At 73.9% G+C, this 26,126-nt stretch carries 17 protein-coding genes; 6 read left to right on the plus strand and 11 right to left on the minus strand.

Going from position 1 to position 26,126, the window contains the following annotated elements; all coding sequences use genetic code 11:
- Positions 1-27: 27 nt before the first annotated feature.
- From AC3EUJ_RS17330 to AC3EUJ_RS17375, 10 genes are all read right to left on the minus strand, one after another.
- The gene (locus AC3EUJ_RS17330) at positions 28-1,083 is read right to left on the minus strand and encodes an iron-siderophore ABC transporter substrate-binding protein (protein ID WP_431962187.1); all 1,056 of its coding nucleotides are present in this window, start codon (positions 1,081-1,083) and stop codon (positions 28-30) included.
- Positions 1,084-1,312: 229 nt separating this feature from the next.
- On the minus strand, positions 1,313-2,002 hold the full coding sequence (locus AC3EUJ_RS17335) for a hypothetical protein (protein WP_431962189.1): 690 nt from the start codon (positions 2,000-2,002) through the stop codon (positions 1,313-1,315).
- A gap of 26 nt (positions 2,003-2,028) precedes the next feature.
- Positions 2,029-2,598, minus strand: coding sequence for a GNAT family N-acetyltransferase (locus AC3EUJ_RS17340; protein ID WP_431962191.1), 570 nt, complete (start codon positions 2,596-2,598; stop codon positions 2,029-2,031).
- Positions 2,599-2,693: 95 nt separating this feature from the next.
- Positions 2,694-6,770 carry a discoidin domain-containing protein gene (locus AC3EUJ_RS17345; RefSeq protein ID WP_431962193.1) on the minus strand — a complete coding sequence of 1,359 codons (4,077 nt, stop codon included), beginning with the start codon at positions 6,768-6,770 and terminating at the stop codon, positions 2,694-2,696.
- 664 nt (positions 6,771-7,434) lie between these two features.
- The gene (locus tag AC3EUJ_RS17350; protein ID WP_431962195.1) at positions 7,435-10,194 is read right to left on the minus strand and encodes an FtsX-like permease family protein; all 2,760 of its coding nucleotides are present in this window, start codon (positions 10,192-10,194) and stop codon (positions 7,435-7,437) included.
- A 1-nt stretch (position 10,195) separates the two neighbouring features.
- Positions 10,196-13,540, minus strand: coding sequence for an FtsX-like permease family protein (locus AC3EUJ_RS17355; protein ID WP_431962197.1), 3,345 nt, complete (start codon positions 13,538-13,540; stop codon positions 10,196-10,198).
- Between the two features lie 471 nt (positions 13,541-14,011).
- A complete protein-coding gene (locus AC3EUJ_RS17360; protein ID WP_431962199.1) occupies positions 14,012-14,422 on the minus strand; it encodes a VOC family protein in 411 nt (136 codons plus the stop codon).
- A gap of 85 nt (positions 14,423-14,507) precedes the next feature.
- A complete protein-coding gene (locus AC3EUJ_RS17365; RefSeq protein ID WP_431962201.1) occupies positions 14,508-14,909 on the minus strand; it encodes a helix-turn-helix domain-containing protein in 402 nt (133 codons plus the stop codon).
- A 92-nt stretch (positions 14,910-15,001) separates the two neighbouring features.
- A complete protein-coding gene (locus AC3EUJ_RS17370) occupies positions 15,002-15,214 on the minus strand; it encodes a hypothetical protein (protein ID WP_431962203.1) in 213 nt (70 codons plus the stop codon).
- Between the two features lie 42 nt (positions 15,215-15,256).
- On the minus strand, positions 15,257-16,390 hold the full coding sequence (locus AC3EUJ_RS17375) for an MGDG synthase family glycosyltransferase (RefSeq protein ID WP_431962205.1): 1,134 nt from the start codon (positions 16,388-16,390) through the stop codon (positions 15,257-15,259).
- 293 nt (positions 16,391-16,683) lie between these two features.
- Between AC3EUJ_RS17375 and AC3EUJ_RS17380 the strand changes: the two genes are divergently transcribed.
- From AC3EUJ_RS17380 to AC3EUJ_RS17400, 5 genes are all read left to right on the plus strand, one after another.
- A complete protein-coding gene (locus tag AC3EUJ_RS17380; RefSeq protein ID WP_431962207.1) occupies positions 16,684-17,517 on the plus strand; it encodes an SDR family NAD(P)-dependent oxidoreductase in 834 nt (277 codons plus the stop codon).
- Between the two features lie 4 nt (positions 17,518-17,521).
- Positions 17,522-18,460, plus strand: a complete 939-nt coding sequence (locus tag AC3EUJ_RS17385; protein ID WP_431962209.1) for a DMT family transporter — start codon at positions 17,522-17,524, stop codon at positions 18,458-18,460.
- Entirely contained in the window at positions 18,457-19,191 is a 735-nt protein-coding gene (locus AC3EUJ_RS17390; RefSeq protein ID WP_431962211.1) for a polysaccharide deacetylase family protein, read from the plus strand. The genes AC3EUJ_RS17385 and AC3EUJ_RS17390 overlap by 4 nt, the downstream gene beginning before the upstream one ends.
- A 149-nt stretch (positions 19,192-19,340) precedes the next feature.
- Positions 19,341-21,185, plus strand: a complete 1,845-nt coding sequence (gene asnB, locus AC3EUJ_RS17395) for an asparagine synthase (glutamine-hydrolyzing) (RefSeq protein WP_431962213.1) — start codon at positions 19,341-19,343, stop codon at positions 21,183-21,185.
- A gap of 30 nt (positions 21,186-21,215) precedes the next feature.
- On the plus strand, positions 21,216-21,644 hold the full coding sequence (locus tag AC3EUJ_RS17400) for a MarR family winged helix-turn-helix transcriptional regulator (protein WP_431962215.1): 429 nt from the start codon (positions 21,216-21,218) through the stop codon (positions 21,642-21,644).
- A 194-nt stretch (positions 21,645-21,838) separates the two neighbouring features.
- On the opposite strand, the gene AC3EUJ_RS17405 is transcribed toward AC3EUJ_RS17400, so the two are convergent.
- Complete coding sequence (locus AC3EUJ_RS17405) at positions 21,839-24,643, minus strand: helix-turn-helix transcriptional regulator (protein ID WP_431962217.1); 2,805 nt, start codon at positions 24,641-24,643, stop codon at positions 21,839-21,841.
- A gap of 230 nt (positions 24,644-24,873) precedes the next feature.
- Between AC3EUJ_RS17405 and AC3EUJ_RS17410 the strand changes: the two genes are divergently transcribed.
- On the plus strand, positions 24,874-26,073 hold the full coding sequence (locus AC3EUJ_RS17410) for an epoxide hydrolase family protein (RefSeq protein ID WP_431962219.1): 1,200 nt from the start codon (positions 24,874-24,876) through the stop codon (positions 26,071-26,073).
- Positions 26,074-26,126: the final 53 nt, after the last annotated feature.

Here is a 26,126-nt window from a genome sequence, read left to right on the forward strand (position 1 = left end):
CCACGGCTCTGGAACGGCCTCGCCGGCTCAGGCGGTGAGGTGCTTGTCCAGGTCGTCGAGGACCGCGTGCGCCGCGGTGACCCCGAGCCCGAGGTACCAGGTCTCGTCCGGCACGTCGAAGGCGTGGCCGTCCTTGACCGCCTTCAGGTTCTTCCACAGCGGGTTGCCCTGGGCCTTGGACTTCTCGGTGGCCTTGGGGTCGCCGTAGACGCCGGTGAAGATGTAGTCGCCGTCGGCCTGGTCGATGTTCTCCGCGCTGATCTCCGCGGCCAGGTCGTCGATGTCCTGGTTCTTCGGCCGCGGGATGCCGACGTCCTTGAGGATGGTGCCGATGAACGAGTCGTTCGCGTAGAGGCGGATCTTGCCCTCGGGCATGTAACGCACCATCGACACGGTCGGCTTGTCGGCTCCGAGCTTCGTGCCGAGCTCCCGGGCCTTCTTCGTGTACGCCTCCAGGCTCGCCTTGGCCTGCGCGGTCTTGTCCAGCGCGGCGGCGTTGAGGAGGTAGTTCTCCTTCCACGTGAAGCCGGGGCGGATGGAGAAGACGGTCGGCGCGATCTGCGACAGCTCGTCGTAGGAGTCGGCGGCGCGCAGCTGGCTGCCCAGGATCAGGTCGGGCTTGAGCGCGGCGATCGCCTCCAGGTTGAGGCTGTTGATGGTGCCGATGTTCGCGGGCTTGCCCGCGTCGCCCTCGAGGTAGGACGGGAGTTCCGGCGAGCCCTCGGTGGGCGCGAGGCCGACCGGCTTGACGCCGAGCGAGACGACGTTATCGAGCTCACCCACGTCCAGGACCACGACGCGCTTCGGCCGCGCCTTGAGTACGGTGCTGCCCATGGCGTGCGTGATGGTGCGCGGCCACTCGCCCGGCTTGGCGGTGGTGCCCATGGCCGCGGTCTTCTCGGCGGCGTCCCCGAAGTCCTTGCCGCCCTTCGCGACGGACTTGGAGTCCTTGGACCCGGCGGTCGCGGAGGCGGCTGCGCTGCTCTCCTTCCCGTTGCTGCTGGACCCGCCGCAGGCCGCGAGGGACAGCGCGGCGGCGATGGCGACAGCGACGGCGGCTGTGCCGCGGCGCCGAAGAGACATGTGGAGACTCCTGTACGTGGTTCACCTTTGAAGCGTTAGGCGAGCCTAACCTTATGCGCTGTCCGCGTGCCCTCCGCAGGCGGGGGTCCCCGCACGCTCTCGCCACCCTCGCTCGAACCTCACGGGGCCCTGGTGGTTGCGGCGTTCGTCGGGCGGCAGGCCGTCGTCGTCACTGTGGAGAATGGGTCACGTCCCTGACGCGCTGACCCCCGCCAACGGCTCCCCGTGCTCACCGAGGGCGCGGACGCGGCCCGGGTCCGGGACGTCCGTCGCCGTTCCCCGTACGGGAGCCGCCGCTCAGCGGCGAGCCCCAGGCCGGATCGTGCCAGACCTCGTCCGCCGTCCCGTCGACCAGGCACCGGGCCGCCGTCCCCGCCGTCTCCTCCGGCGCCCCGACCGCCGTGAGCGCACCGGCGATCCGCGGGACGGCCTGCCGGGCGTGCCGGCGGCCGTCGTTGAGCAAGGGCAGCAGGAGCAGCAGCCGGGCGGCGGGATCGGTCAGGCCCTCCCGCGGCCCGGCGGCCGGCACCGCCGCGGCGACGTGCAGCAGGTGCCGCCAGCCGAGGCCGGGGCCGCGGCGTTCGCCGTCGTACGACAGCAGCGTCCGCGCGCCGGCCCAGCCGGGATGGGTGAGCAGGAAGTCGAGCCCGAATGCGTCGGCGAAGTTCCGGAAGACCACGACGGCGCAGTGCCCGTCCCCGAAAGGCACTCGGAGGACCGGCCAGGCCGACTCGTCGTACAGCACCTCGCCCAGGGCGTCGCTGTCGGCGCCGTCGTCCCCGAACCACTTCGGCTCGGGACGGCCGCCGTCCGGCCCTGCCGCGCACCACTCCAGGAGGTGGTTCGCCCAGAAGCCGGGCCGGGCTGCCAGGGGCTCACCGGCCGTCAGCGGCCCGCCCTCGTACCCCTTGATCTGCACGCGCACAGGATGCCACGCGGCGCGCGTCAGGCCCGCGGCTGGGAAGTGCCCGACGACGCGGCGGCGGACACGCGGTCGTGCAGGTCGAGCCGGAGCCGCAGGAAGTCGAGGCCACCCGGGCCGGGGCGGCGGTGGCCGTCCGGGACCCACCCCTGACGGGTGTAGAACGCAAGGGCGCGGCTGTTGCGCTCCCAGGCGTCCAGCAGACCCGTCTCCAGGGAGGATTCCCGCAGGAAGCGCACGAATTCGGCGTGCAACAGCCCCCCGACGCCGCGGCCCCAGCGGTCCGGGCGTACATGGATCCGGTGCAGCTGACCGCAGGAGCGCGCGGCCTCCGCGCCTTCCTTCGGCGGCCCCATGGCCACCACACCGACCACCTCGGTGTCCTCGACGGCGCACAGCACCGTCATCGCGCCCGACTGGATGGCCTGCGCCCAGGACGCCCGGCGGCGCGCCCACCCGTCGGGACTGTCGATCTCGGAGCCGGGCAGGCCGCCCGCCTGGTAGTACGCGGCACGTGCCTGCGTGTGCAGGTCCACGATGGCCGCCAGGTCGCCGAACCGCGCCGGGCGCATCAGGGCTGGAGAAGTCGTCACCTCCTGTCAGACGTCCGCGATGTGGGACGGGTTCCCGGCACGCCGGACCGGCGTGGGGGCCACCCGGCAGGTGACCCCCGCGCCCGCGCGACCGGTTACGGCTGCGCGGTGACCTGCGGCACGTTGTAACCGTCGACCCGCAGTCCGGGCCGCTTCGACGGCAGCGCCCCGGCGGGCCAGGACAGCGTCACCGTGCGGCTCTCGCCCGGCAGCAGCCACAGGTAGTTGTCGCTGTACAGCGTGGGCAGCACCCGGTCGCCGGAACGGGAGTCCAGCAGGCAGAGCCGGACCAGGGCGGCCACCGAGGACCCGCGGTTGCTCAGCCGCGCCGTCAGCCCGTGGCGGGCGCCCGCGAGGTCGGTGTCCGTGACGTCGGCGCAGACCCGGGTCCGGGCGGCCTCGTTGAGCGCCCGCATGTGCTCGGGCTTGCGGTAGCGCCAGTAGACGTTCTCGGACAGCACCTCTCCGTGGCGGTCCGTCAGGCTCAGGCGCAGCAGGTGGAAGTCCGGCAGGTCGTCCGTCCAGGCCACCGTGAAGGCGTCGGCCTTCGCCGACGCGGCCACGTCCACCGTCCCGTGCCGCTCCGGGGACAGCGGACGGCCGGACAGGTCGAACAGACGCGCGGACACCTTCGCGCCCGTCAGGGCCCGGGGCGTGTGGTTGACCGCCACGACCTTCCCGCTGACGGGGTCGGCCTGCACGTGGACGGGCTCGGCGGCCTTGCGGACGCCGTAGTAGGCGCCGTTGACGTCGAAGTCGTAGTCGTACGTCTGCCACACCGTGCTGTACCAGGCGGGGTGCGACATCCACAGCATCAGACCGGAGGCGTCGTCCCACAGCCGGCCGTTCCAGGCCTCGAACATGGCGCGGAAGTTCTCGTAGTTGACGAACTGCGCCTTGCGGCAGAAGTCGTAGAGGTCCTCCGCGGTGCCGAGCCGGCCCTCGATGGCCGCGTGGTAGTTCTGCGGGGCCTGGTTGCCGCGGGTGCTCCAGTCGTGGTGGTACCAGACGCCGCCGACCGGCCACGCGGGCTCTTCGCCGGCCATGCGCCGCATGGTCTCGGCGGTCGATACGACGGGCATGCCGATCTCGGTGTGGAAGCCGAAGACGCCGCCGCCGTAGGTGGACGCGGAGTAGTACCGCTCGGGCTCGACCCAGCCGTACGGGCCGCCGCCCGAGACGATGCCGCCCGCCGAATTGTTCTGGTACAGCAGGGCGGGTGCCTCCGCGCGCACCGCGGCGCGCATCCCGTCGTCGACCGGACCCGGGGGGTTGCCCTCGTTGGCGCCGCACCACACCACGACGCTGGGGTGGATGCGGTAGCGCCGCACGGTGTCCCGGGCCAGGTCCAGGAAGGCCTGGCGGTTCGGCGGGTCCATTGCCCAGGCGTTGGGGAAGTCGTTCCACACCAGCAGGCCGTACTCGTCGCAACTGGCGTGGAACTCCTCGCGGTTGCTGCTGGCGACCCAGTTGCGGATCATCGTGAAGTTCATGTCGCGGTGCATGCGCACGGCCGCGTCCATGCGGTCCGCCGGCATGCGGCGCAGCAGCTCGTCCCAGCCCCAGTTGCCGCCGCGGGCGAAGACGCGGACGCCGTTGACGCTGATCTTGAGCGGTACGGTGGAGTTGTCGACGGACTTCACGTCCGTCCAGTGGTCGCCGTCGTCGGAGACCTGGACGGTGAAGGTCTTGGCGTACGCCTGCTCCCAGGTGATGGCGACGCGGTCGAAGCGCACCGGGGCGCCCAGGTCCACCCGGATCCACTGCTCGTCCTCGTACTTGGAGGACCAGCGGGTGCCCGGCTTGCCGTCCACCGCGTTGGCCGGCTCGCTGCCCTCGCCCTCGAAGGACGAGGCGGTGGCCTCCTTGCGCAGCGCGAGGTCGACGCCCGGCGTGCCGCTGTCGACCACCGACAGGCCCCACATGGACGAGCCCCAGCTGGTGGCCCGCGTGTGGCACAGGATCCGCACGTGGCGCGCCGTGGTGGCGGAGAAGTCGACGTTCTGCAGGCTCGCCGCGCCTCCGGTCCGGAACGGCAGGGGGACGGCGGAGTTGTCCACCGATGCGGCGTCGGTCCAGTGGTCGCCGTCGTCGGAGACCTGGATGGTGTACGTCTCGGCGTACGCCTGCTCCCAGGTGATGACGACGCGGTCGAAGGACACCGCGGAGCCCAGGTCGACCCGGATGAACTGGTCGTCCTTGAACTCCGACGACCACCGGGTGTCCGGGTTCCCGTCCGTGGCGTTGCCCGGCTGGTTGGCCGGGTCGTCGGTCGAGGAGGCGTAGGCCTCCTTGTGCAGGGCCAGGTCGACGCCGGGCGCGGAGCTGTCGGCCACCGTGAGGCTCCACATCGACGAACCCCAGTCGGTCGCCCGCGTCCGGCACAGGACCCGCACGTGACGGGCGGTCGTGCGGGCGAACGTGACCGTCTGGGCGTAGGCGTCGGAGCCCGACTGGAACGTCAGCGGGACGTCGTACTCGTAGCCGAACTGACGCATGCCGAAGCGCGTGGTGCGCCGGTCGCTCTCCTGCCCGGCGACGGAGGCGGTGAGGGTGAGCCGGTGCAGCTCCGGCTCGCCGTAGCCGTTGGGCCACCACAGCTTCGGGTTCCGCACGCGCAGCCGGGGGTCGGAAGCCGGGGCGAAGACGACGTCGGTGCTCCCGCCCCCGGGCACGGTGACCGTCCGCCGCACGCGCACACCGTCGAAGGCGGCGGTGACGGTGACGGACCGGGCGTCCGCCGCTGCGTTGCGGACCGGGACGACGATGGTGACTTCGGCCGTGCCCGTGTCGGGCAGGTCGGGCAGGACGGTGTCGACGCGGGGGTCGCCGAGTACGGCGTCGCCTGTGGAGCGCAGGCGCACGTGATTCCAGATGCCGGCGGCCCGGTCGCGCACTGCGGGCATCCAGTCCCAGCCGGAGGAGGCCAGGTAGGTCGGCGAGTTGCGGTTCATCATGTTCGCGCCGGCGTCGACGAAGGCGAGACCCGCCGGGCCCTTGTCGCCGGGGCTGCCGGGGAACGGCATGGGGCTGATCCTCACCGCGAGGGCCTGCGGGCCCTCGGCGGCCAGCAGCCCGGTCACGTCGTAGGTGGCGCGGGCGAAGGGGAAGGTGAGGGTGCCGGCCTGCTTGCCGTTGAGCCAGATGTCCGCCTCGTGGTTGACCCCGTCGAACTCGAGCCAGACGCGGCGTCCCGCCCCGGTGGGCAGGCCCTTGGGCAGGCGGAACTCGCGCCGGTACCACCAGGAGTGGCGGGAGAGGGCCTCGGGGATGTGCAGGTTGGCGAAGCCGGCGACCGGGTCGGGCAGGTGCCCCTCGGCGACGAGGGAGGACAGGACGGTCCCGGGCACGACGGCCGGCAGCCAGGCGCTGGTGTCCACGGACGGGGCCGACAGCTCCGCGGCGGTGCCGCCCGCCCAGTCGTCCATGGTCAGGTCCCAGCCGGACTCCAGCGGTACGGTGCCGTCGTCGGCGACCTCGAGGGCCGGGGGCGTGCGGTGGTGGGTGCCCCAGTCGGTCCAGCCGGTGGCCTCGGGGCGCTTTCCGCGCGGGGTGCCGTACACCTGGAGGCCGTTGAGGCCCAGCGGGTTGGCGTTGGAACGTTTGGTGACGGTCATCCGCACCCAGCGGGCGGTGACGGGCTCGGCCAGGGCGATCTCCACGACCCCGCCCTTGCCGTCGTCGGTGCGGTGCACGACGGTCCACGACTTCCCGTCGCGCGAGGTCTCGATGACGAAGGCGACCGCGCAACTCGACAGGATCTCCTGGCCGGTGGTGTTGTCGCGCGGGTTGCCGCCGGTCGAGGGGGTGTACGGCGGGTCGTCGGCGGTCGCCTCGAAGGTGAGGCGCACGGACTCCACCTCGCACAGCCCCTGGAGGTCGACGGATATCCACTGCGGGTCGCCGGCGGCGGCCCGCCACCCGGAGCCCCGCACGCCGACCCGGTCGAGGCCGTCGACGGCGAACTCGGCAGGTGTGGGGGCGTAGTCGGTGGAGGACACCGTGACCGGGCGGTACGCGGCGAGTTCGCTCCGGGCACCGGCGGGGTTCGAGGGCCGTGTCTGCGCTGCCGCGGCGGCGGGGAAGGCCATGCCGAGCCCGAACCCCGCGAGGAGGGTGGAGCCGGTGGAGAGTACGGCGCGACGGGAGGGCAAGGAGGACTTATCCGGCATGAACAGCGGCTCCGTTCAGGGATGTTCAATGACGAGACGGCCTGACATCATGGCGATGACAACGTTGCCATCGCGATGACAACGTTGCCGAACATGCACCCGCCGGGAAGAGCCTGTCAAGGTTCCGGGCGCGCCGCGTTCCGGGATTCTCCTGAATTAGGAATACATGTTGACATGAGTCGGGCTTCGCGTAAGAGTCGTTGGTCCGCCCGCGCCAGAGGCCGTCCGGGGTGGCGGCCCGGGACGGGAAGGTGTCGCCCGCCGCGTGACCGTCAAGGACGTCCGTGTCGCCGCGAAGAGAAGGCTGCCGGGCGGTGGGTTGTCCGGAACGTCCGGTGCGCCGGGCTCGTCACTCGTCGAGTACGTGCCACGTGCCGCCGGGCGGCCCCGTGTGAAGGTCTGCTTCCCGCCCGACGGTCGTGCAGTTGAGCCGTCTTGCCTCACGGAGGTTCTGGGCTCCGGTGTCGCCCGAGCACAGAACGAGGTGGGACGCTCACCGTTCCGTGACGGCCGTGTCATCGTGATGGCTTGGCCGGGGACCGCGGCAAAAGCTCCGCCGCAGCAGCGGCGTCGGCTTACGAGTCCGGCGCGCCCTCGGCGTTGTCGGTGTGGTGGTCGGGGGCGCGGTCGCGCTCGGCGGTCCCGGACGTGACCTGACTCATGATCATTCCCCCATCCGCAGTTCGGTTCCTTCTCCCCGTCGTCCGGTCAGCCAGGCCTGCACGGCCAGCACCACGCAGGCCAGCACCACCAGCGCGGCCGACGGCACCAGCAGCGACGCCGCGTCGGTGCGCAGCACCGTCCCGGACGCGCCGGTGACCGGCTCGGTCGTGGAGAAGGCGAGGGCGGTGAGATCAACCCCCTGACGCAGCAGCGGGACCGTGGCCAGGCCGACCAGGATGCCGCCGAGAGCGCCCAGCAGGACCTGTGGCAGCGTCTCCGCGACGGCGAGCCATTGCCGTTGACGGCCCGTCATGCCCATCGTCCGGAGTCGGGCGAGGAGGGCCTTGCGCTGCGGTGTGTGCACCATCAGGGAGAGCAGCAGGGCCAGCGCGCTGTAGCCCGCGCCGGCGGCCACGGCCGCCAGGTAGACCCGTCGGGCGCCGGTCTGGAGTGCCGAGGAGGTGAACGAGGCGCGTTCCGCGGAGCGCAGGACCACCGTCAGGTCCGATGAGACGGCGCGCGCGGCGGCGTTCAGGGCCCGCCCGTCCAGCCGCGGCCCCGTCACGTAGAGCGTGTTCGCGGCCTGGGCGGGGGAGCGGGCGGACTCGGGATGCGTGCGGGCCAGGCCGGCCGCCGGGATGACGACGAAGTCGCCGCCCAGGACGGCGGGCGTCACGTCCCGCACCGCGACGGTGCGCACCGGGGTCGCTCCGGCGAAGGCCTGCACGGTCGCGGTAGTCCTGCCGAACTCCCCCGCCAGGCCGGGGGAGACGATCGCGGGGAGCGGTCCGGTGCCGTCGTCCTCGAGTGCCGCGGCGGAGAAGGGGGCGCCGATGCCCGTGGACGCCGCCAGGGCGGCGTACCGCGCCGGGTCGACGACCACCAGGTCGTAGGAGGTCCCGGCCGGCGCCGTCGACAGTCCCGTCTCGACCCGCACGGGCGAGGTCCCGAGCACGCCGGGCAGCCGCCGGACCCGCGCGTCCAGTCCGCCGGGGAGCGTGGTGAGGGTCTCGATCCGCGCGTCGCCGCCGACCGCCCGCGTGGCGGCCCGGTCGCGGCCGCTCTCGACGCCGGTGAGGACCGAGCCGCCGAACGACGTCACGGCCAGCGCCACCAGCACGGCCACCAGCGGCAGCGCCGTGGCGGAGGGCGTACGGCCGGCCCGGGCCAGCCCCAGGTACAGCACCGAGCCCCGCAGCCTGGCCGCGGGCCCGGACAGCAGGCGCAGCGGCAGCGGGTACAGCCGCAGCAGGACGAGGGCCCCGATCACCGCGACCAGCACCGGCGCCGCGGCGGTCAGCAGGTCCGCGCCGCCGCCGGCCGTGCCCCGGCGCCGCAGCGCCACGACCGCGCCGGTCACGATGACCGCCACCGTCAGCTCCGCCATCGTCCGGCGGCGCGAGGGCGGGGCCTGCACGAGGTCGTCACGCCGCTCCGGGCCGACCCGGCGGACTTGCGCCACCGCCCGCAGCGGCAGCGCCGGCACGGCGACCGCCGCCACCAGCACCCCGGCGAGCAGGGAGGCCGCGAAGCGTTCGGCCGGCACCAGCAGCAGCGCGAGCAGCACCCCGGCCGCCGCGGACGGGACGACCACGACCGCGCTCTCGGTCAGCAGCCGCGCGCACAGACCCGTCAGACTGCTTCCGCGAGCCCGCATCAGCCGCAGTTCGGTGCGACGGCGGGTCGCCGAGAGGCCGCCCGCCATCAGCAGGACGATGCCCGCCACCGCGCCCACGCCGACCGTCGCGATCAGCACCAGCGGCGCGGCCGCTTCCCGCTCCCGTACGAACGGCCCCAGGAGCGAGGCGAGTCCGTCCTCGTCCACGGTGATGGCCCCGCTGCCCGTCATGGTGCGCAGCTGTGTGGAGTCCGGCCCGCCCGACAGCGACGCCAGCCGGTCGCGCAGCGCGGGCACGTCGTGGGCGGAGAGCGCGTCGACGTCGGCGGGGTGGTGCCAGTAGAGGCGGGCGCCCTCGGGCAGGCCGAGCAGCACGCCGCCGGCGTCCTGGCCGATCAGCGCGGTGAAGTGCCAGTAGTGCTCGGGGTCCTCACCGGGCGGCCCGGGGACGCTCACCAAGGTAGGGGCGAGCAGGTCCTGTTCGGCGTTCCAGAAGGCCTCGCCGGGCGAGCGTGGTTCGACGATCCCGGTGATCCGGACGGTCAGCCCGGTCCCCGTCGTGTCCAGCAGGCGGACCGTGGAACCCGAGCGCAGACCCATCACCTTGGCGGTCCGGGCTGTGAGCACTGCCTCCACCTCGCGCTCCCCGGAGGTGGACGCGGGCATGCGCCCGGCGACGAGCCGTGAGCGGGCGGCGAAGCCCGGCTGCGAGACGAGCGTCGCCCGCGGATCAAGGTTCTTGGTCGGACGCGGCAGGCCGGGATCGGTCGCGGCGGCCGCCACCGTGTTGCGCACCCCGTACACCGTCTGCGCGGTGTCCAGGGCCAGCGGCGGCCGCACCACGCTCCGGAACGCGTCCTCGTTCCTGGCGAGCGCGCTCGCCAAGAACGGCGAATCGCCCCCGACACGCGCGCCGGCGAACGACACGTCCAAGGTGGCGGTGACGCTGCGGTCGGGCAAGGAGGCGTGCCGGAGCGTGTCGCGCAGCGCGGCGTCCTCGTACGCCTCCACGGAGCGGGGCAGCGCCGCCGCGAGGAAGGCGGTCACCAGGACCAGGGCGGCCAGCGCCAGCGCCCCGCCCGGGGCCGCGCGCAGGCGGGCAGCGGTCCACGAGGCGGTCCGGGCCGCGCGCACCTCGGCCATGTCATTCCCCTCCCTGGCGGCGCAGCGCGCGGACCGGATCGGCCGTGCGCAACGCCGCCACCGCCACCGCCAGCAGCGGCAGCACCGCCACCGCGGTCAGCAGTTCCAGCAGCGGCACGGCCGGCAACTGCACCCGTACCGCGGGCACCGGGCTGTCCGCGCGCGCCGTCAGCACGATCAACGGCACGATCGACCGGGTCAGCAGCCCGCCCAGCAGCGCCCCCACGCCCACCGCCGTCAGCACCAGCAACCCCTGCTCCGCCGCGATCACCCGGGCCAGCGACCCGCGTGGCGTGCCCAGCGCCCGCAGCAGCGCGAACTCCTCCGACCGCTCTCGTACCGCTCCCGCGGCGGCGACCGCGAAACCCACCGCGGCCAGCACCGCGGCCGCCACCACCGCCGCGGGCAGGGCCGACAACGGGCCCGCGCCCAGCGGATCGCGCCGCAACTCCGCCCGCGCCTCGTCGCGGACGACGATCGTGGCGGCGTCCCCGCGGGCCCGCAGCGCCGCCGCGACACGGGGAGCTCCGGCCGGACCGGCGGCGAGCCACCACTCGGTGGGCTCCAGCGGGCGCTGGTCCTGGAGGACGAGCGCGCGATCGAGGCTCGCCAGGTCGAGCAGGACGGCGCCGCCGCCGGTGCCCGAGGAGCCGTCCGGCCCGGTGGTGGGCAGCGCGTGGACCGACCCCGTGACGCGCAGGGACAGCCGTGTGCCGGCCAGTTCGACCGGGACGGTGCTGCCGGGTCTCGCGTCGACGGCGCTCAGGAAGTCGTCGGTGACGACCGCGGGCAGCACCGTGGGCGGCCGGGGCGGCCCGGCCCGCAGGGTGAGGGAGGCGCCGTCGGCGCCGCCCGGGGCGTCCTTCTGGAAGGGCTCCTCGCCCGTGTCGTAGCGGACGGTCAGCGGGGTGTCCGCGGCGGAGCGCGGCTTGCCGGCGTCCGAGGGGCGGTATCCGAGGCCGGGGGCTTCGGGGAAGTCGGGGTTGTCGATCTGCGTGCGGGCCGACCACGCCGTCGTGGTGGGGGAGGGCACGTCGCGGAGGCCGTCGGCGGTCATGGCGTGTACCCGGGTGACGGTCAGGCTGTGCCGCTCGTTCCGGCGGGGCACGCGGTACTCGGCCCTGAGCCCGGTCATGCGCAGCGGCCCGGCCGGGCCCGCGCCGCGTGCCCGGCCCGTCACGGCGGCGAAGTCGGCTTCCAGCACGTGCTGTTCGCCGTCGGCCCGAACCTCGCCGAGAGGAAGGGTGTACGGGACGCCGTACCGGTCGGTCACCGTCACGTACAGCTGGTCGGTCACCGTGCCCGTGATCGTGCGGTCCTCTGCCCCCAGGGACCGCAGACGGACCGTCAGGCGGAGCCGGTCCGTGCCGTCGGGCAGGACGAACCCGGCGCCGCGGGCAGCGGTTTCGCCGTCCGCGCGCAGGGGCCGCATGAGGTCGGTGAGGGATTCGGTGGACAGGTCGTCGCGCAGCCGCAGGACCTGGGCCGCCGCGGTGGTGTCCACGGCCACGACGGTGGCGTCACGGTCGCGGGGGAGGGACACGGTGTCGCGGGCCGCCGGGGTGACGGCCGCGATGCCGGGCACGTCGTCGTAGATGCCGCCCTGCCCGAACGCGGGCGTGGCGGAACCGGACACGCGCAGGTCGGCGCCGACCGCGAAGTCCGCCTGGTCGTCCTGCGACCGGGTCCAGGTGCTGTTCTCGCCGATCGCGAACATGCTGATCGACACGGCGAAGACCAGCAGCAGGGCAGGCCCCGCCCCGCGGCCCGGGCGGCGCGCCAGCTGCCAGCCCACCAGGGACGCCGGCAGCCCGCGGGCCTTCGCCGCGCGACGCTCGCCGAGCCGTGCCGCCAGCGGCAGCAGCCGCAGCGCCAGCACCGCACCCGCCAGCAGGCACAGCGCGGGCGCCCCCACCAGGACCGGATCCAGCCCGAGCCGTCCGGAGGTGTCCGTGCTCAGCGCTCCGCTCCCCGCCTCGCGGCGGGACAACTGCCAGAACGCCAGGGCGGCCACGAGCACCAGGCCCGCGTCCGCGCCCGCCTGCGCCGCGGCGGGCAACGCCCGCCTGCGCCGCCGCGCCGAGTACTCCTGCGCGTACGTCCCCGAGCGCCGCAGTACGGGCACGACGACGGCGAGGGCACAGGCGAGCGCGGTGAGCGCCGCCACCCACCAGGCGGTCACCGGCGAGGGCTCCAGCCGTACCCCCGCCCGGGCCAGTGCCCCGTGACCGGCGAGCAACCGCACCAGCGGACCGGAGAGCAACGGCGCCAGCACGACGGCCGGTACGGTCAGCAGCAGGGCCTCGGCCGCGGCGAAACCGGTCATCTGGGCGCGCGAGCCGCCGCGGGCGCGCAACTGCGCGGTCTCGCCGGAACGTTCCTCCGCGAGCAGTCCGGCGACCAGGAGCAGAGACAGCGCGGCCAGCAGCATCAGCTGCAGCACGCTGATCAGCAGGGTCGACCGGCTGACCAGCAAAGTGCCACGCAACTCACCGAACAGGAGCGGGAGTTCGCTGTCCGCCACGACGGAGTTCGCGGCCGGCAGGGCTTCCAGCCGCTGCACCGTGCGCTGGACGCTCCCGCTGACGTCGTCGGCGCGGGCCGTGGTCATCGCGGCGAAGTCCCCGTGCGTCTGCCACTCCATCTCCACCGCGGGAACGCCGCCGGGCCCGAAGGCCCCCGGGCCGGTCAGCATCGGCCCGTAGGTGGTGAAGGAGAGCGTCCGTACCCCGCGGCCGCCGAGTGGGTCGAGCCGCCAGTACAGGGAGTACGCGTCGACCGGCCGGTACGTCCCGGTCACGCGGACCCGCAACGTGCCGTGGTGCAGCCGGTCGGCCAGGGTGATCAGCTGCCCGGCGCGTACCTTGAGCGCCTCGGCGGCCGCCTCGGGCAGCGCCACCGGGACGGGCTCGCCGGCCGCGGGCGTGCCGGGGAAGGACCCCTCGGTCATGGTCACCTGCGCCCGGTCCAGCGTCGACAGCACCGTCAGGTCCGGGTCCGCGGTGCGCGGGGCACCACGTGGCCGCAGCGCCGCCGGCAGCCCGTACGGCCCGGAGCGGGTGACCCCGGTGACGGACGCCGGCAGGCCGTCGTAGGCGCCGGTGGCCGTCGCGCGCACGGCCTCGTCCACCGCGCCCGGGTCCTTGCCGTCGACGTCCGCGGTGATCTCGACCAGCGTCCGTGCCGCCGACTGCTCCTGCAGCGCGCGCCGCAGACCGGCGTCCCCCACGGCCGAGCTGAACGCGGCGAGCGCCGCGACCGCGCAGGTCGTGAGGAGTACGGAGAGCAGGGCGGCACCGAGCAGCAGACGATGCGCGCGCAGCCGCAGGAACACGAACCCCGGCACCACGCCCCCCGTTCTCGATGGCCTGTGCAAGGAGATTGGCACAGACTAACGCCCTCCCGGCCCAGCGGAGAGGCCCCGGCCGTCACCGGTTCCAGAAGCAACGCCACCGGTTTTGGGCGCTGTTGGACGAAGGGTGTGAACGGCGCCTCCCGGCTCGCGGCCGGGAGGCGCCGTCGCCGGCCGCGCTCAGTGGGTGACGTGCTGGGCGCGTTCGTAGAGCGGCCGGGTGACGGTGGAGGTGAACTGCGGGCCCACCAGGTGGCGTGTGCAGCCCGGGGCCGGGTCCCTGGGGTCGCACGCGCTGCCCCCGGCGTCGAGCCCGTGCCCTCGGAGTCGTCGCCGACGACGGTGCCCGGACCGGACTGCGCGTCGAGACCGGTGATGCGCGGGCCGCCGCTGGAGCCGCCGCCCATGACGCACGCGGTGCCCCACATTCCCTTCGCCGTGCGGGCGCCTCGCGGCGGCCGCGGCTCAGGCCTTCGGCTGTGTGAAGCGGATGTTGTTGCCGAAGGGGTCCCGCAGGCCGCAGTCGATTCCGTACGGGCGCTCGGTTGGCTCCTCGGTGAACTCCACGCCCCGGTCCCGGAGCGTCTCGTACGTCTTGCGGCAGTCGTCGGTGCTGAAGATCAGGTGGCCGCCGGCGGCGCCCTTGGTGACCAGCTCGCGGACCTGCTGCGCGGTCTCCTCGGACATCGCCGGCGGGCCCGGCTTCTCCAGCAGGATCTGGCGCTCCGGGTGGCCGGGGACGCTCACCGTGAGCCAGCGCATGAAGCCGAGGTCGACGTCCGCGGTCACCTCCAGGCCGAGCTTGCCGACGTAGAAGTCGAGGGCCTCGTCCTGGTCGAGGACGTAGATCTGCGAGTGCGTGATGGCGTTGAACATGTGCATCACGCTACTGGCCGGGCCGGACGAAAACTTATCCAAAACTGCTCAGCCCGTTCGGCCTGCCGGCCCGTTCAGCGGGCGATCAGGCCCTCGGCCGCATCCATGCCTTCGCGAAGCACGTCGGTACGTCCATGGCCGTGGCCTGCTTGCGGTACGCCCGCGGTGACGTGCCCACGATGTCGCGGAAGGTGCGGCTGAAGGTCCCCGGGCTGCCAAAGCCGACCTCGAAGCAGATGTCCGTCACGCTCCGGTCGCTCTCGCGCAGCAGGAACATCGCCCGTTCCACGCGGCGGCGCTGCAGGTAGCGGTGCGGCGTCTCCCCGAAGGCAGCCCGGAAGGTGCGCGTGAAGTGCGCCTGCGACACATGGGCGATCCGCGCCAGCGCCGGCACGTCCAGCGGCTGCGCGTAGGCGCGGTCCATCGCGTCCCGTGCCCGGAGCATCCGGCGGTTGGTCTCTTCGGCGGCGCGACTCACACCGCCCATGAGACCACAGCCCATCGGCGCCCCGGACGGGGCCGGGGGCGCGTAGGAGGCCCGGTCGTCACATTGGCCCGGGAAGGCGATGTGGTCGGGGATCAGCCGGGCGCGCCGAAGAGGACCTGGACGACGTCGCCGGCGACGGCCATGGCGTCGTAGCAGGTGCCGAGGATCAGCAGGGCCGTCCGCGGCCGTAGTCCGCGGCCGGGCGTCGCCGAGCGGGCCGGCGACGCCCGGCTTGCGGGCCACGGCCGGGCGAGCGCGGGCAGCGCGAAGCCGGGGATCGGCGCCCAGGTGACGTTCCAGGTCATCGCGCCCGTGATGGACAGGGCGTGGGTACGGCGGCCATGCGTTCAGACCGCGACCGGGTCCGGTGAGCACGCCTCCATCAGGTGCGCCGCGGTGTCCGGGGCGAAGAGCGCGGCGGCGGCCGGGGAGGGGGTGCGGCGCGCGCGGCGCGGACGGGTGAGGCCGTCCAGGACGTCGATCAGCGTCCACGGATCGGGGGCGAAGCGGGTCAGTCCGAGCGCGGCCATCTGGCGCGCCCCGGCCTTGCCGTGGCCCGGGATGGGGCGGTAGCCGACGACGGGCAGCCCCATGGCCAGTGCCTCGAGCGCGGTCTGCCCCGCGGCGTTGTCCACCAGCGCGTCCGCCGCGCTCATCAGCCCGGGCATGTCGCGCTCCCAGCCCAGCGCGAGCGTCCCGGGGACACGGGAGAGCCGGGCCCGCAGCCGCCGGTTCTCGCCGCACAGCGCCACCGGCAGGAAGCCGGCCTGTGCGAGCAGCGCGGCGGTGTCCGCCAGGTGCGTGCCGGCTCCCCAGGCACCGGCGGAGAGCAGGACGACCGGCCGGTCCCGCGCCCGGTCACGGAACATCCGGTGCCAGGGACCGGCGTCCGGGGCGGACGCCAGGAAGCGGGACGCCACCAGGGGACCGGTCGCGGCGGCCGGGCGGCCGGTGGCCTCCCGCACCCGGCGTGCGGCGCTCTCCGTGAGGCAGCAGTACAGGTCGTTGCCGGGGTGCAGCCACTGGCTGTGCACGTCGAAGTCCGTGACCACCACGGCACTGGGCACCGAAAGCGATCCGCGGGCCCGCATCCCGCCGGTGAGCTGCGCCGCGAGGTGGAACACCGGGACGACCAGGCCCGGGCGCTCGCGCCGGACGAGTTCGGCGAGCCCGCGCTCGGCGAGCCCGGCGAGCCCGCCCGGGCCGGGCGTGCGGCGTGACCCACCCGGGCGCAGGAACGTCGCGTAGATGCCCGCGTAGAGCAGCGGGAGGTGCAGGACGCTGGCGCGGTAGAAGGCGCGCAGTACCGCGCCGGCGTGGGCGGGCAGAAGTTCCAGGACGTCGGCCCGGCGGGCCTTGCCGCCGCGGGCGGTGAGCCGCGCGACGAGCTCGTCGGCGACCGCGTCGTGACCGGCGCCCATGGCGGCGCTGAGCACGAGGAAACGCCGCGGCGCACGGCCCGCCCGCTCGGTGTGCGTCACCGCGACACCACGTCCCGCCGGGAGGAAACGGGCGGCGCTGCTGCGAGCACATCCGGCACGTGATCACCTCGTACACCAGTTGCGGACTATTCGGGTCTAACCGATTTGCCCTGTCTTGAAACGAACCGCCCACGCCACCGGCCGACGGGCCGAGCGCGCTCGGCGGCCGGATCGCCCACAGAGCCGGTCCGGCGATCGGGCGGTTTACTGAGACCGGAGGGGGACGTGCCCCGGGGGAGCCGCACCGGCCATCCCGGGCGGCAACTGCAGCGGCAGGGACAGAAAGCGAAGCCATGACCTCTCACCCTCCCCAAGCGGTCTCCGGCGGCAAGGCGGTGCGCGGCAAGCCCGTGCGCGGCCCGGCGGACCCGGCCGGCGGACCGGCCCCGGTCGCGCTGGTGACCGGGGCGTCCTCTGGCATCGGTGCCGCGATCGCCGACCGCCTCGCCGCTGAGGGCTGGCGGTTGCTGGTCAGCGGCCGCGACCACGAGCGCCTGCGGGCGGTCGCGGAGCGCACCTCCGGGACCGCGCTGCCGGCCGACCTGGAGGATCCCGAGGGCACCGGCCGGCTGGTGCGCGACGCCGCGCTCGTCACGGGCGGCCGGGTCGACCTCCTGGTGGCCGGGGCGGGCATCGGCTGGGCGGGCCCCTTCGCCTCGATGCCGCAGACCGTCATCGAGCGGATCCTCACGGTGGACGTCGTCGCGGCGATGGAACTGGTCCGCCGGGTGCTCCCCGGCATGCTGGCCCGGCGCAGCGGACACATCGTCCTGATCGGCTCCTTCGCGGGCAGCGTCGGCGTCCGCGACGAGGCCGTCTACTCCGCGGCCAAGGCGGCGCTGGGCGCCTTCGCCGACTCGCTCCGCTACGAGCTGGCGGGCAGTGGCGTGCGGATCACCCACGTGATCCCGGGCGTCGTCGACACGCCGTTCTTCGCGACGCGGGGCGTGGCGTACACCCGCTCCCGGCCCCGCCCGATGCCCGCCGAGCGGGTCGCCAGGGTGGTGACCGACGCGATCCGCCGCGGACGGGACGAGGTGTACGTCCCCCGCTGGCTGCGGATCCCGGTCGCCGTACGCGGCGTCCTGCCCTGGGTCTACCGGCGTCTCGCGGGCAAGTACGGATGACGCGGTGCCCGTCCTGACCGTCGTGCTGGCACTGCTGGCGGCCCTCGCCAACGGCGCGGCCTCCGCGCTGCAGCGGCGCGCCGCCCTGCAACAGGAGGAGGAAGAGGGCACGGGGCACGGCGTGCGCGGGCGGGTGCGGCATCTGCTGCGACTGGTCCGGCGCCCGTTCTGGGCGGCCGGGATGGCGGCGCTCGTGGTCTCCGGAGCCCTGCAGGCCAGCGCGCTGGCGGTGGGGCAGCTGTCGGTGGTCCAGCCGTTGATGGCGACCGAGCTGCTGTTCACCCTGATGGCGGGAAGCCTGGCGTTCTCCCGGCGGCCCGACGCCGGGACCTGGCTGTGGTTCCTGGCGCTGGCCGGGGGACTGGCGCTGTTCCTCGGCGCCGCGGCGCCCTCCGGCGGGCAGTCGCAGTCCCTGCCGGGCACCTGGCCGCGCGCCGGTGTGCCACTGGCGCTGCTGGTGCTCGTCCTGTGGTCCGCCGGGCGGGCGCTGCGCGGTGGCGCGCGCGCCTGCGTCCTGGGGTGCGCCACCGCCGCCTGCTTCGCCTGCACGGCGGCGCTGATCAAGGACATCACGGGCCGCGTCCCCGAGGGCCTGCCCAGGGTCCTCGCCTCCTGGCAGCTGTACGCGGTGGGCGCCGTCGGGCTGCTCAGCCTGCTGCTGCTCCAGGTCACCCTGCGGGCCGGCAGCCTGGCCGCGTCCCAGCCGGCGCTCACCATCGGGGACGCGGTGGTGAGCGTGGCGCTGGGCTGGGTGCTCTTCGGGGAGCGGATCGCCCTCGGGGCGCACGTGGTGCCCGAGGCGGCCGGCGTCGCCCTGATGGCCGCCGGAACCGTCGGGCTGTCGCGCTCGCCCGCCGTGGCCGGGGGCTGGGACGTGCCGCGCGAGCACCGCTCGGGCAGCCGGGAGGACCGTCACCGTACCGTCCACGGAGGGCCGGGATGAGGCGCGGCGGCGAGGTCCGGCGGGCGGCGCTGGCGGGGGGCGTCCTGGCGGCCGGCCACATCGTCCCGGCCGCCACCTGGCTCCCGGGACTGCGCCGCCGGGCCTTCCCCGCACTGGCCGGCATCGGGCGCCCCGACCACGTGGCACTCACCTTCGACGACGGGCCCGATCCGGTCTCCACCCCGCGCTTCCTGGACGTCCTCGACGAACTCTCGGTCCGGGCCACCTTCTTCGTCCTGGGCGCTCGGGTGGACGGACACCCCCGCATCGTGCGCGAGGCCCTGCGGCGCGGCCATGAGATCGCCGTCCACGGCTGGACCCACGACCGCCCGTGGCTGCCCGGCCCCGCGCGCGACCGGGCCGACCTGGCCCGCGCCGTCCGGGCGGTCCGCGAGACCTGCGGCGCCACGCCGCTGTGGTACCGCCCCCCGTACGGCATCCTCACCGGCGGCCGCTGGGCGGCGGCCGCACGTGCCGGCCTGACCCCGGTCCTGTGGAGCGCCTGGGGCCGCGACTGGACGTCCGGCGCCACCGCGGAGTCCGTGCTGGCGACCCTCCGGCCCGACCTGGGCGCGGGTGCCACCGTCCTGCTCCACGACAGCGACCACGCCTCCGCCCCGGGTTCCTGGCACGCGACCCTCGCGGCGCTTCCCGGCCTGGTGGCGGCCTGCCGGGACGCCGGTCTGACGGTCGGTCCCCTCGTGGACCACGGGGTCGGCGCGGGCGTTTGACGGTCGACCGGAGCCGGCGCAGACTCAATTGATAGATGCCCGATACATGTCACTGAGAGTGACCATCGCGCCGCGGAGCCGCCCAGGGCCGCACCGATCCGTGACGTTGCGTACGACGGTCGGGCACAGCAAGAGCCCGGAGGACACGCATGTGCGGAATCGCCGGATGGATCTCGTTCCGCAGGGATCTGCGGAACGAGCAGGCAACGGTCGACGCGATGACCGAGACGATGGCCTGCCGCGGCCCGGACGACCGCGGCACCTGGGTGGACGGGCCCGCCGCGCTCGGACACCGCAGGCTCGCGATCATCGATCTGCCCGGCGGCCGGCAGCCGATGAGCGCCGAGGCACCCGAGGGCGGCGCGGTGGTGATGGTGTACTCGGGTGAGGCCTACAACTTCACCGAGCTGCGCGAGGAACTGACCGCGCGCGGTCACCGCTTCACCACCACCTCCGACACCGAAGTGGTGCTGCGCGGCTACCTGGAGTGGGGGGAGGCGGTCGCCGAACGACTCAACGGCATGTACGCCTTCGCCATCTGGGACAGCCGGGAACAGAAGCTGGTCATGATTCGCGACCGGATGGGGATCAAGCCGTTCTACTACTACCCGACCGACGACGGCGTGCTATTCGGGTCCGAGCCCAAGGCGATCCTGGCCAACCCGCTCGTCCCTCGCCGCGTCACCCTGGACGGGCTGCGGGAGCTGTTCGCCTTCGTCAAGACGCCCGGCCACGCGATCTGGGACGGCATGCGCGAGGTCGAGCCCGGCACAGTGGTCACCGTCGGGCGGAACGGCCTGCGCACCCACGTCTACTGGTCGCTGCGGACCGAGCCGCACACCGACGACAAGGAGACCTCGATCGCGCGCGTGCGCGAGCTGCTCGAGGACATCGTGCGCCGTCAGCTCGTCTCCGACGTGCCGCGCTGCACCCTGCTCTCCGGCGGCCTGGACTCCTCGGCGATGACCGCGCTCGCGGCGCGGCAACTCGGCGAACAGGGCGAGAAGGTGCGCAGCTTCGCGGTCGACTTCGTCGGCCAGACCGAGCACTTCGTCCCCGACAGCCTGCGCGGGACGCCCGACACCCCGTTCGTCCACGACGTAGCCGGGCTCTGGGGTACCGAGCACCAGGACATCGTCCTCGACTCCGATCAGCTCGCCGATCCCGACGTGCGCGCCACGGTGATCCGCGCCCGCGACATCCCGGCCGGGCTCGGTGACCTGGACACCTCGCTCCACCTGCTCTTCAAGGCCATCCGGCAGCACTCCACCGTAGCCCTGTCGGGCGAGTCCGCGGACGAGGTCTTCGGCGGCTACCGCCAGTTCTTCGACGAGGAGGCCCGCAGGGCCGACACCTTCCCCTGGCTGGTGCGCTTCGCGACGGAGTTCGGCGACGACGGCGACATCCTCACCGACCAGGTGGCCAAGTCCCTGGACCTGGAAGGCTACGTCCACGACGGCTACCGCCGGGCGGCAGCCGTCGTCGACCGCCTCGACGGCGAGAGCGACTTCGAGTACCGGATGCGTGTCATCAGCCACCTCCACCTCACCCGCTTCGTGCGCATCCTCCTCGACCGAAAGGACCGGGCGAGCATGGCCAACGGCCTGGAGGTCAGGGTCCCGTTCTGCGACCACCGGCTGGTCCAGTACGTCTACAACGCGCCCTGGTCGCTGAAGTCCTTCGACGGCAGAGAGAAGAGCCTGCTGCGCGAGGCCACCGCGGACGTGCTGCCCCGCTCGGTCTACGACCGGGTCAAGAGCCCCTACCCCTCCACCCAGGACCCGAAGTACTTCGTCGCGCTCCAGGAGAACGCCAAGGACCTGCTGGCCAGGCCCTCGCACCCGGTGTTCGAACTGGTCAGCCGGACCCGGCTGGAGGACGCGGTCAGGACCGACACCCCGGTCAGCACGCAAGCCGCCCGGCACGGGCTGGAACGCGCCCTCGACCTGGCGCTGTGGATGGACCTGTACACGCCCACGATCGGGATCCCCTGACCCGAGGGAGACGACGCGAGGGGGCGGACGATGGCGGTGGTCGGCGAGAACGAGGCCCTGGACCTCGTGGTGTCCCTGCACCGCCTGGTGCGGCTGCTGCGCCGGGCCCGCCCGGAGCCGTGGGTGCAGCCGACCCCGCTCATCGTCCTCGCCCTGCTGAACCAGTACGGTCCCTCGCGCGTCGGCGTCCTCGCCGAACGGGCGGCCTGCAGCCAGCCCACGATCACTGCCGCGGTGGTGCAACTCGAGGCGGCCGGGCTGGTCCGCCGCGAACCCGACCCGGTCGACGGCCGCGCGACGCGGGTGGTCATGACCGAGCCGGGCGGGCGGGAACTGGCCCGGATGGCCCGTGGCGAGGCGGAGGCCCTCGCCGTGCGGCTGGGCACGCTGCCGCCGGAGGACGTGCACAAGGTCCTCGAGGCGGGCCGCCTGCTGCGCCGCCTCACGGACTGCGAATGACACCCGGATGCGACGGAAGCGCGCACCGCGCCCACGAGCTCAGGAGCCGGGAGCGCATCCTCCGGGTGGGCGCGCGACGCCTTCGCCGTCGACCGCGAGAGCCGCGCCCCCTGTCCTGAGCGAGGGCAGTCGGCACGCCGCCGCGCGCCTGCGAGGCGGACGGCGCCCCTCGGTTCCGGGCTCTTGCCCGGGCCTCAGACGCGCCGGGTCGTCGTGCCTCCGGGGGACAGCGCCGTGCGCAGCTGCCGGCGCCCGGAGATCCCGAGCTTGGTGAAGACGTTGCCGAGGTGCCATTCCACCGTGCGCGGACTGATGAACAGCTGGGCGGCGATCTCGGAGTTGGTCCGCCCCTCCACGGCCAGGGCCGCGATCTGGGCCTCCTGGCCGGTCAGGCGGTCCGCCGTGTCGGGCGTCCGCTTGCGTACCGTCTCCCCGGTCGCCAGCAGCTCACGGTAGGCGCGCCCGGCGAACCCGTCCGCCTTGAGCCGGCTGAACACCTCGTGGGCGGCGCGCAGTTGGGTACGGGCCTCCTGGCGGCGGTTCCGGCGCCGCAGCCACTCGCCGTACAGCAGGCGGGCGCGGGCCAGGTGGACGGCGATGCGGCAGCGGCCGAGGTGCTCGATCGCCTCCCGGTAGAACGCGTCGGCGGCGTGGTCGTCCTCGCACAGCAGCGCGCGGGCACAGGCATCCATGCCCCGCGCCCACTCCGTGCCGCTGGCGCGGGTGCGTTCGGTGAGCCGGTCCAGCGCGGTGGCGGCCGCCTCGGGCCGGCCGCCGCGGGCGGCCGCCTCGATCAGTTCGAACAGCGTCCAGCCGAGGAAGCCCAGGTCCTCGTAGCGGCACGCGCGCTCCGCCGCCTCCAGCGCGGCGTCGTAGCGGCCCAGGCCGTTGTAGAGCACGGCGGTCGAGCACTCGGCGAGGCTGAGTGCGCGCCCCTCGCCACGCTCGCCCACCTCCCTGATGTGGTGCTCGATCAGCTCCAGGGCGCGGGACTCCTGCCCCCGCCAGGCGGCGAGCAGCATGGGGGTGTACATCATCGGCGCGCTGCCGGTCGCCTCCGAGATCGCGGTCGCCTCATCGATCAGGGCCTGCGCGGTGCCGAACTCCCCGGCGTGCACGTGGAAGCAGGCCTGGTAGCTGAGCGCCATCGGCAGGACGGCGAGCGCACCGCCCGCGCGGGCGACGCACACCGCGCCGGACGCAAGTTCGTGCCACGCGTCGTCGTCCCACAGCTCCAGCGCGAGGGGTTCGGGCGTCACGGGGCAGGCCAGCCAGAGCCACATCCGGGAGTCGTCCGCGCGGACGGCGCCGGAACGCAGTTCCCGGCGGACCCGGCCGAGCGCGTCCCTGAGGGTGTCCACGCTCGCCGCGTAACCGTCGAGGACGAGGGCCGCCACGCTGTCCAGGAGTACGTCGAGGGTCCGCGGGACCGGGGGCGCGGGCGCCCTGCGGGCCTCTTCCGCGACCTCGCGCAGCCCCGGCCCATCGCTGAGGCCGCCCGCGAAGATCGCCGCGCCGACCGCCTCCAGCAGGGTCTCCCGGGCCAGGGCGGTGTCGAGCGGTGCCATCCGGTGCGCCGCGTCGAGCAGCAGCCGGGGCGCGACGCTCCCGCGTACCTGCAAGAACTCCAGGCGGGCCCGCAGCCGTTCCAGCCGGGCCCGCTGGAGTCCGTCGAGCGGGCAGGACTCGGCGGTCGCCAGCAGGGCGCGGGCCCGGTCCACTCCACCGGCGTCGATGGCTGCCTGGGCGGCGGCCACCGCACGGCCGGCCCGGCGGGCGGGATCGGGGGTCAGATCGGCCGCCTGACGCAGGAACGCCGCGGCGGCGGCCGCCCCGCCCCGGCCCTGCGCCCGGCACGCCGAACGTTCCAGATCGGAGGCGACGCTCTCGTCGGGCCGCGCGGCGGCGTGGGCCCGGTGCCATGCCCGGCGATCGGGATCCAGACCGGGATCGGTGGCCTCCGCCAGCGCGTGGTGTGCCGCCCGGCGCTCCGGCGCCGGTGTCCGCTGGTAGACGGCCGAACGTGCCAGGGGGTGGGGGAAGCGCACCGTGGCGCCGAACTCGACCAGCTCCGCAGCCTCCGCCGGCCCCGCGGCCTCCGCGGCTATCCCCTGCGCGGCGGCCGCCCGCCACAGCAGTTCCACGTCGCCGGTGGGCTCCGCCGCGGCGGTCAGCAGCAGCCGGCGGCTGTCCCGCGGCAGCGACAGGAACCGCTGGTGGAAGGCCCGCTCCACGTGACCCGCCGCCGGACGCCTGCCGGGGAGCCAGAAACCGCCCGCCAGCTCGGACGCGCTGAGCGTGCTCGGCAGGTGCAGCAGGACCATCGGGTTGCCGTGGGCCTCGGCGACGATCCGGTCCCGCACCAGCGGGTCGAGCGGTACGCGGACCGCGAAGTCCAGCAGGGCGCGCGCGTCGGGTTCGCTGAGGCCCTCCACGGTCAGCGCGGGGAGTCCGGCCAGCCCCGGATCGTCGTCGGGCTCACGTACGGCCAGGACCAGGGCCACCGGTTCGGCCATCAACCGCCTGGCGACGAAGGCCAGCACCTGCCGGGATCCGGCGTCGAGCCACTGCGCGTCGTCGACGAAGCACGCCAGCGGCTGCCGCTCCGCGGCGCCCGCCAGCAGGCTCAGTGCCGCCAGGCCCACCAGGAACCGGTTCGGGGCCGGGCCCTCCCGCAGCCCGAACGCGACGGACAGGGCGTCCCGCTGCGGTCCGGGCAGTCCGTCGAGCCGGTCCAGCAGGGGAGCGCACAACTGGTGGAGGCTGGCGAACGGCAGCTCCATCTCCGCCTCGACGCCCGCGATGGCCGCGGTGCAGAAGCCGGTGGCCCGGGCGGCCGCGTTCTGCAGGAGGGCGGTCTTGCCGATGCCCGGCTCTCCGCGGACGACCAGCACCGCGCTGCTGCCCGCCCGTGCCGTGGCGAGCACGCGTTCCAGCGCGGCCAGCTCCCGCTCCCGGCCCCGCAGCCCGAGCCGTGCGTCGATGGCGGGCACACCCATGGGTCGATCTTCCTGATCTCCAGCCTGACCCGGTCATTTTAGTTCATTCATGCGATTTGGGTGGCTTTCGGGGTGTCGTCCACCCCCGGGCCGCGCCCTGCCCAGGGGTGCGGCCCCGGGGTGGAGCCCGGGCGATCCCCGGGGTTTTCCCTGGGGCGATGCCCGCCCCTTTCAGGCGATTTTGGGTGAGCCGGCGACGCAGGGTCGCCGCATATGACGAGGAGACTTAGATGTCCTTCACTCCGCAGAACCCGGAGATCCGTCCGTTCACGTTCGAGTTCTCCGATGCGGACCTCGCGGACCTGCGCGCACGCATCGAGGCGACGCGCTTCCCCGAGAAGGAGACCGTCGGTGACCAGTCGCAGGGCACCCAGCTCGCCACGATCAAGGAGCTCGCCCGGTACTGGGCCAAGGAGTACGACTGGCGCAAGGTCGAGGCGAGGCTGAAGGCCCTGCCGCACTTCATCACCGAGATCGACGGGCTGGACATCCACTTCATCCACGTGCGCTCGAAGCACGAGGACGCGCTGCCGGTGATCGTGACGCACGGCTGGCCGGGCTCGATCGTCGAGCAGCTGAAGATCGTCGAGCCGCTCACCGACCCGACGGCGCACGGCGGTGACGCCTCCGACGCCTTCCACCTGGTGATCCCCTCGATGCCGGGCTACGGCTTCTCCGGCAAGCCCACCGCCAAGGGCTGGGGCCCGGAGCGCATAGCCGCCGCCTGGGGCGAGCTGATGAAGCGCCTGGGCTACACCAAGTACGTCGCGCAGGGCGGCGACTGGGGTGCGGTCGTCACGGACCTCATGGGCGTGCAGGAGCCCGAGGGCCTGGTCGGCATCCACACCAACATGCCGAAGGTGATCCCGCCCGCCATCGAGGAGGCGATCGTGGCCGGCAACCCGCTGCCGTCGGACGTCGTCCTCGCCAACGACGAGGAGAAGGCCGCGGTCGAGCAGCTCGACTTCGTCTACCGGCACGTGTACTACGCCTACATCATGGGCTCCCGCCCGCAGTCGCTGACGGCCCTGGCGGACTCCCCGGTGGGCCTGGCGGCCTTCATGCTCGACCACGACAAGGCCAGCCTGGAGCTGATCACCCGCTCCTTCAACGGCGTGAGCGAGGGCCTGACCCGCGACGACGTCCTGGACAACATCACGCTGTTCTGGCTGACGAACACCGCGATCTCCGCGGCGCGTCTGTACGGGGAGAACACGACGCCGTTCTTCGGCGCGAAGGGCGTCAAGCTCCCCGTCGCCGTGAGCGTCTTCCCCGACGAGCTCTACCAGGCTCCCAGGAGCTGGGCGGAGCATGCCTACCCGAACCTCGTCCACTACAACCGGCTCCCCAAGGGCGGTCACTTCGCCGCCTGGGAGCAGCCGGAGCTGTTCGTGAGCGAGGTCCGTACGGGCTTCCGCCCGATGCGCTAGTCATCCCCGGGTTGCGGAATCCCGCCGTCCTCGCGGACGGTGGGATTCCGGGC

The sequence above is a fragment of the Actinacidiphila sp. bgisy160 genome, from assembly GCF_057707815.1.

Bases quoted from the DNA above. Each gene is read 5' to 3' on its own strand.
- AC3EUJ_RS17330 (WP_431962187.1), bottom strand. From the start codon at position 1,083: ATGTCTCTTCGGCGCCGCGGCACAGCCGCCGTCGCTGTCGCCATCGCC.
- AC3EUJ_RS17345 (WP_431962193.1), bottom strand. From the start codon at position 6,770: ATGCCGGATAAGTCCTCCTTGCCCTCCCGTCGCGCCGTACTCTCCACC.
- AC3EUJ_RS17350 (WP_431962195.1), bottom strand. From the start codon at position 10,194: ATGGCCGAGGTGCGCGCGGCCCGGACCGCCTCGTGGACCGCTGCCCGC.
- AC3EUJ_RS17360 (WP_431962199.1), bottom strand. From the start codon at position 14,422: ATGTTCAACGCCATCACGCACTCGCAGATCTACGTCCTCGACCAGGAC.
- AC3EUJ_RS17365 (WP_431962201.1), bottom strand. From the start codon at position 14,909: ATGGGCGGTGTGAGTCGCGCCGCCGAAGAGACCAACCGCCGGATGCTC.
- AC3EUJ_RS17370 (WP_431962203.1), bottom strand. From the start codon at position 15,214: ATGACCTGGAACGTCACCTGGGCGCCGATCCCCGGCTTCGCGCTGCCC.
- AC3EUJ_RS17380 (WP_431962207.1), top strand. From the start codon at position 16,684: ATGACCTCTCACCCTCCCCAAGCGGTCTCCGGCGGCAAGGCGGTGCGC.
- AC3EUJ_RS17390 (WP_431962211.1), top strand. From the start codon at position 18,457: ATGAGGCGCGGCGGCGAGGTCCGGCGGGCGGCGCTGGCGGGGGGCGTC.
- asnB (WP_431962213.1), top strand. From the start codon at position 19,341: ATGTGCGGAATCGCCGGATGGATCTCGTTCCGCAGGGATCTGCGGAAC.
- AC3EUJ_RS17400 (WP_431962215.1), top strand. From the start codon at position 21,216: ATGGCGGTGGTCGGCGAGAACGAGGCCCTGGACCTCGTGGTGTCCCTG.
- AC3EUJ_RS17405 (WP_431962217.1), bottom strand. From the start codon at position 24,643: ATGGGTGTGCCCGCCATCGACGCACGGCTCGGGCTGCGGGGCCGGGAG.
- AC3EUJ_RS17410 (WP_431962219.1), top strand. From the start codon at position 24,874: ATGTCCTTCACTCCGCAGAACCCGGAGATCCGTCCGTTCACGTTCGAG.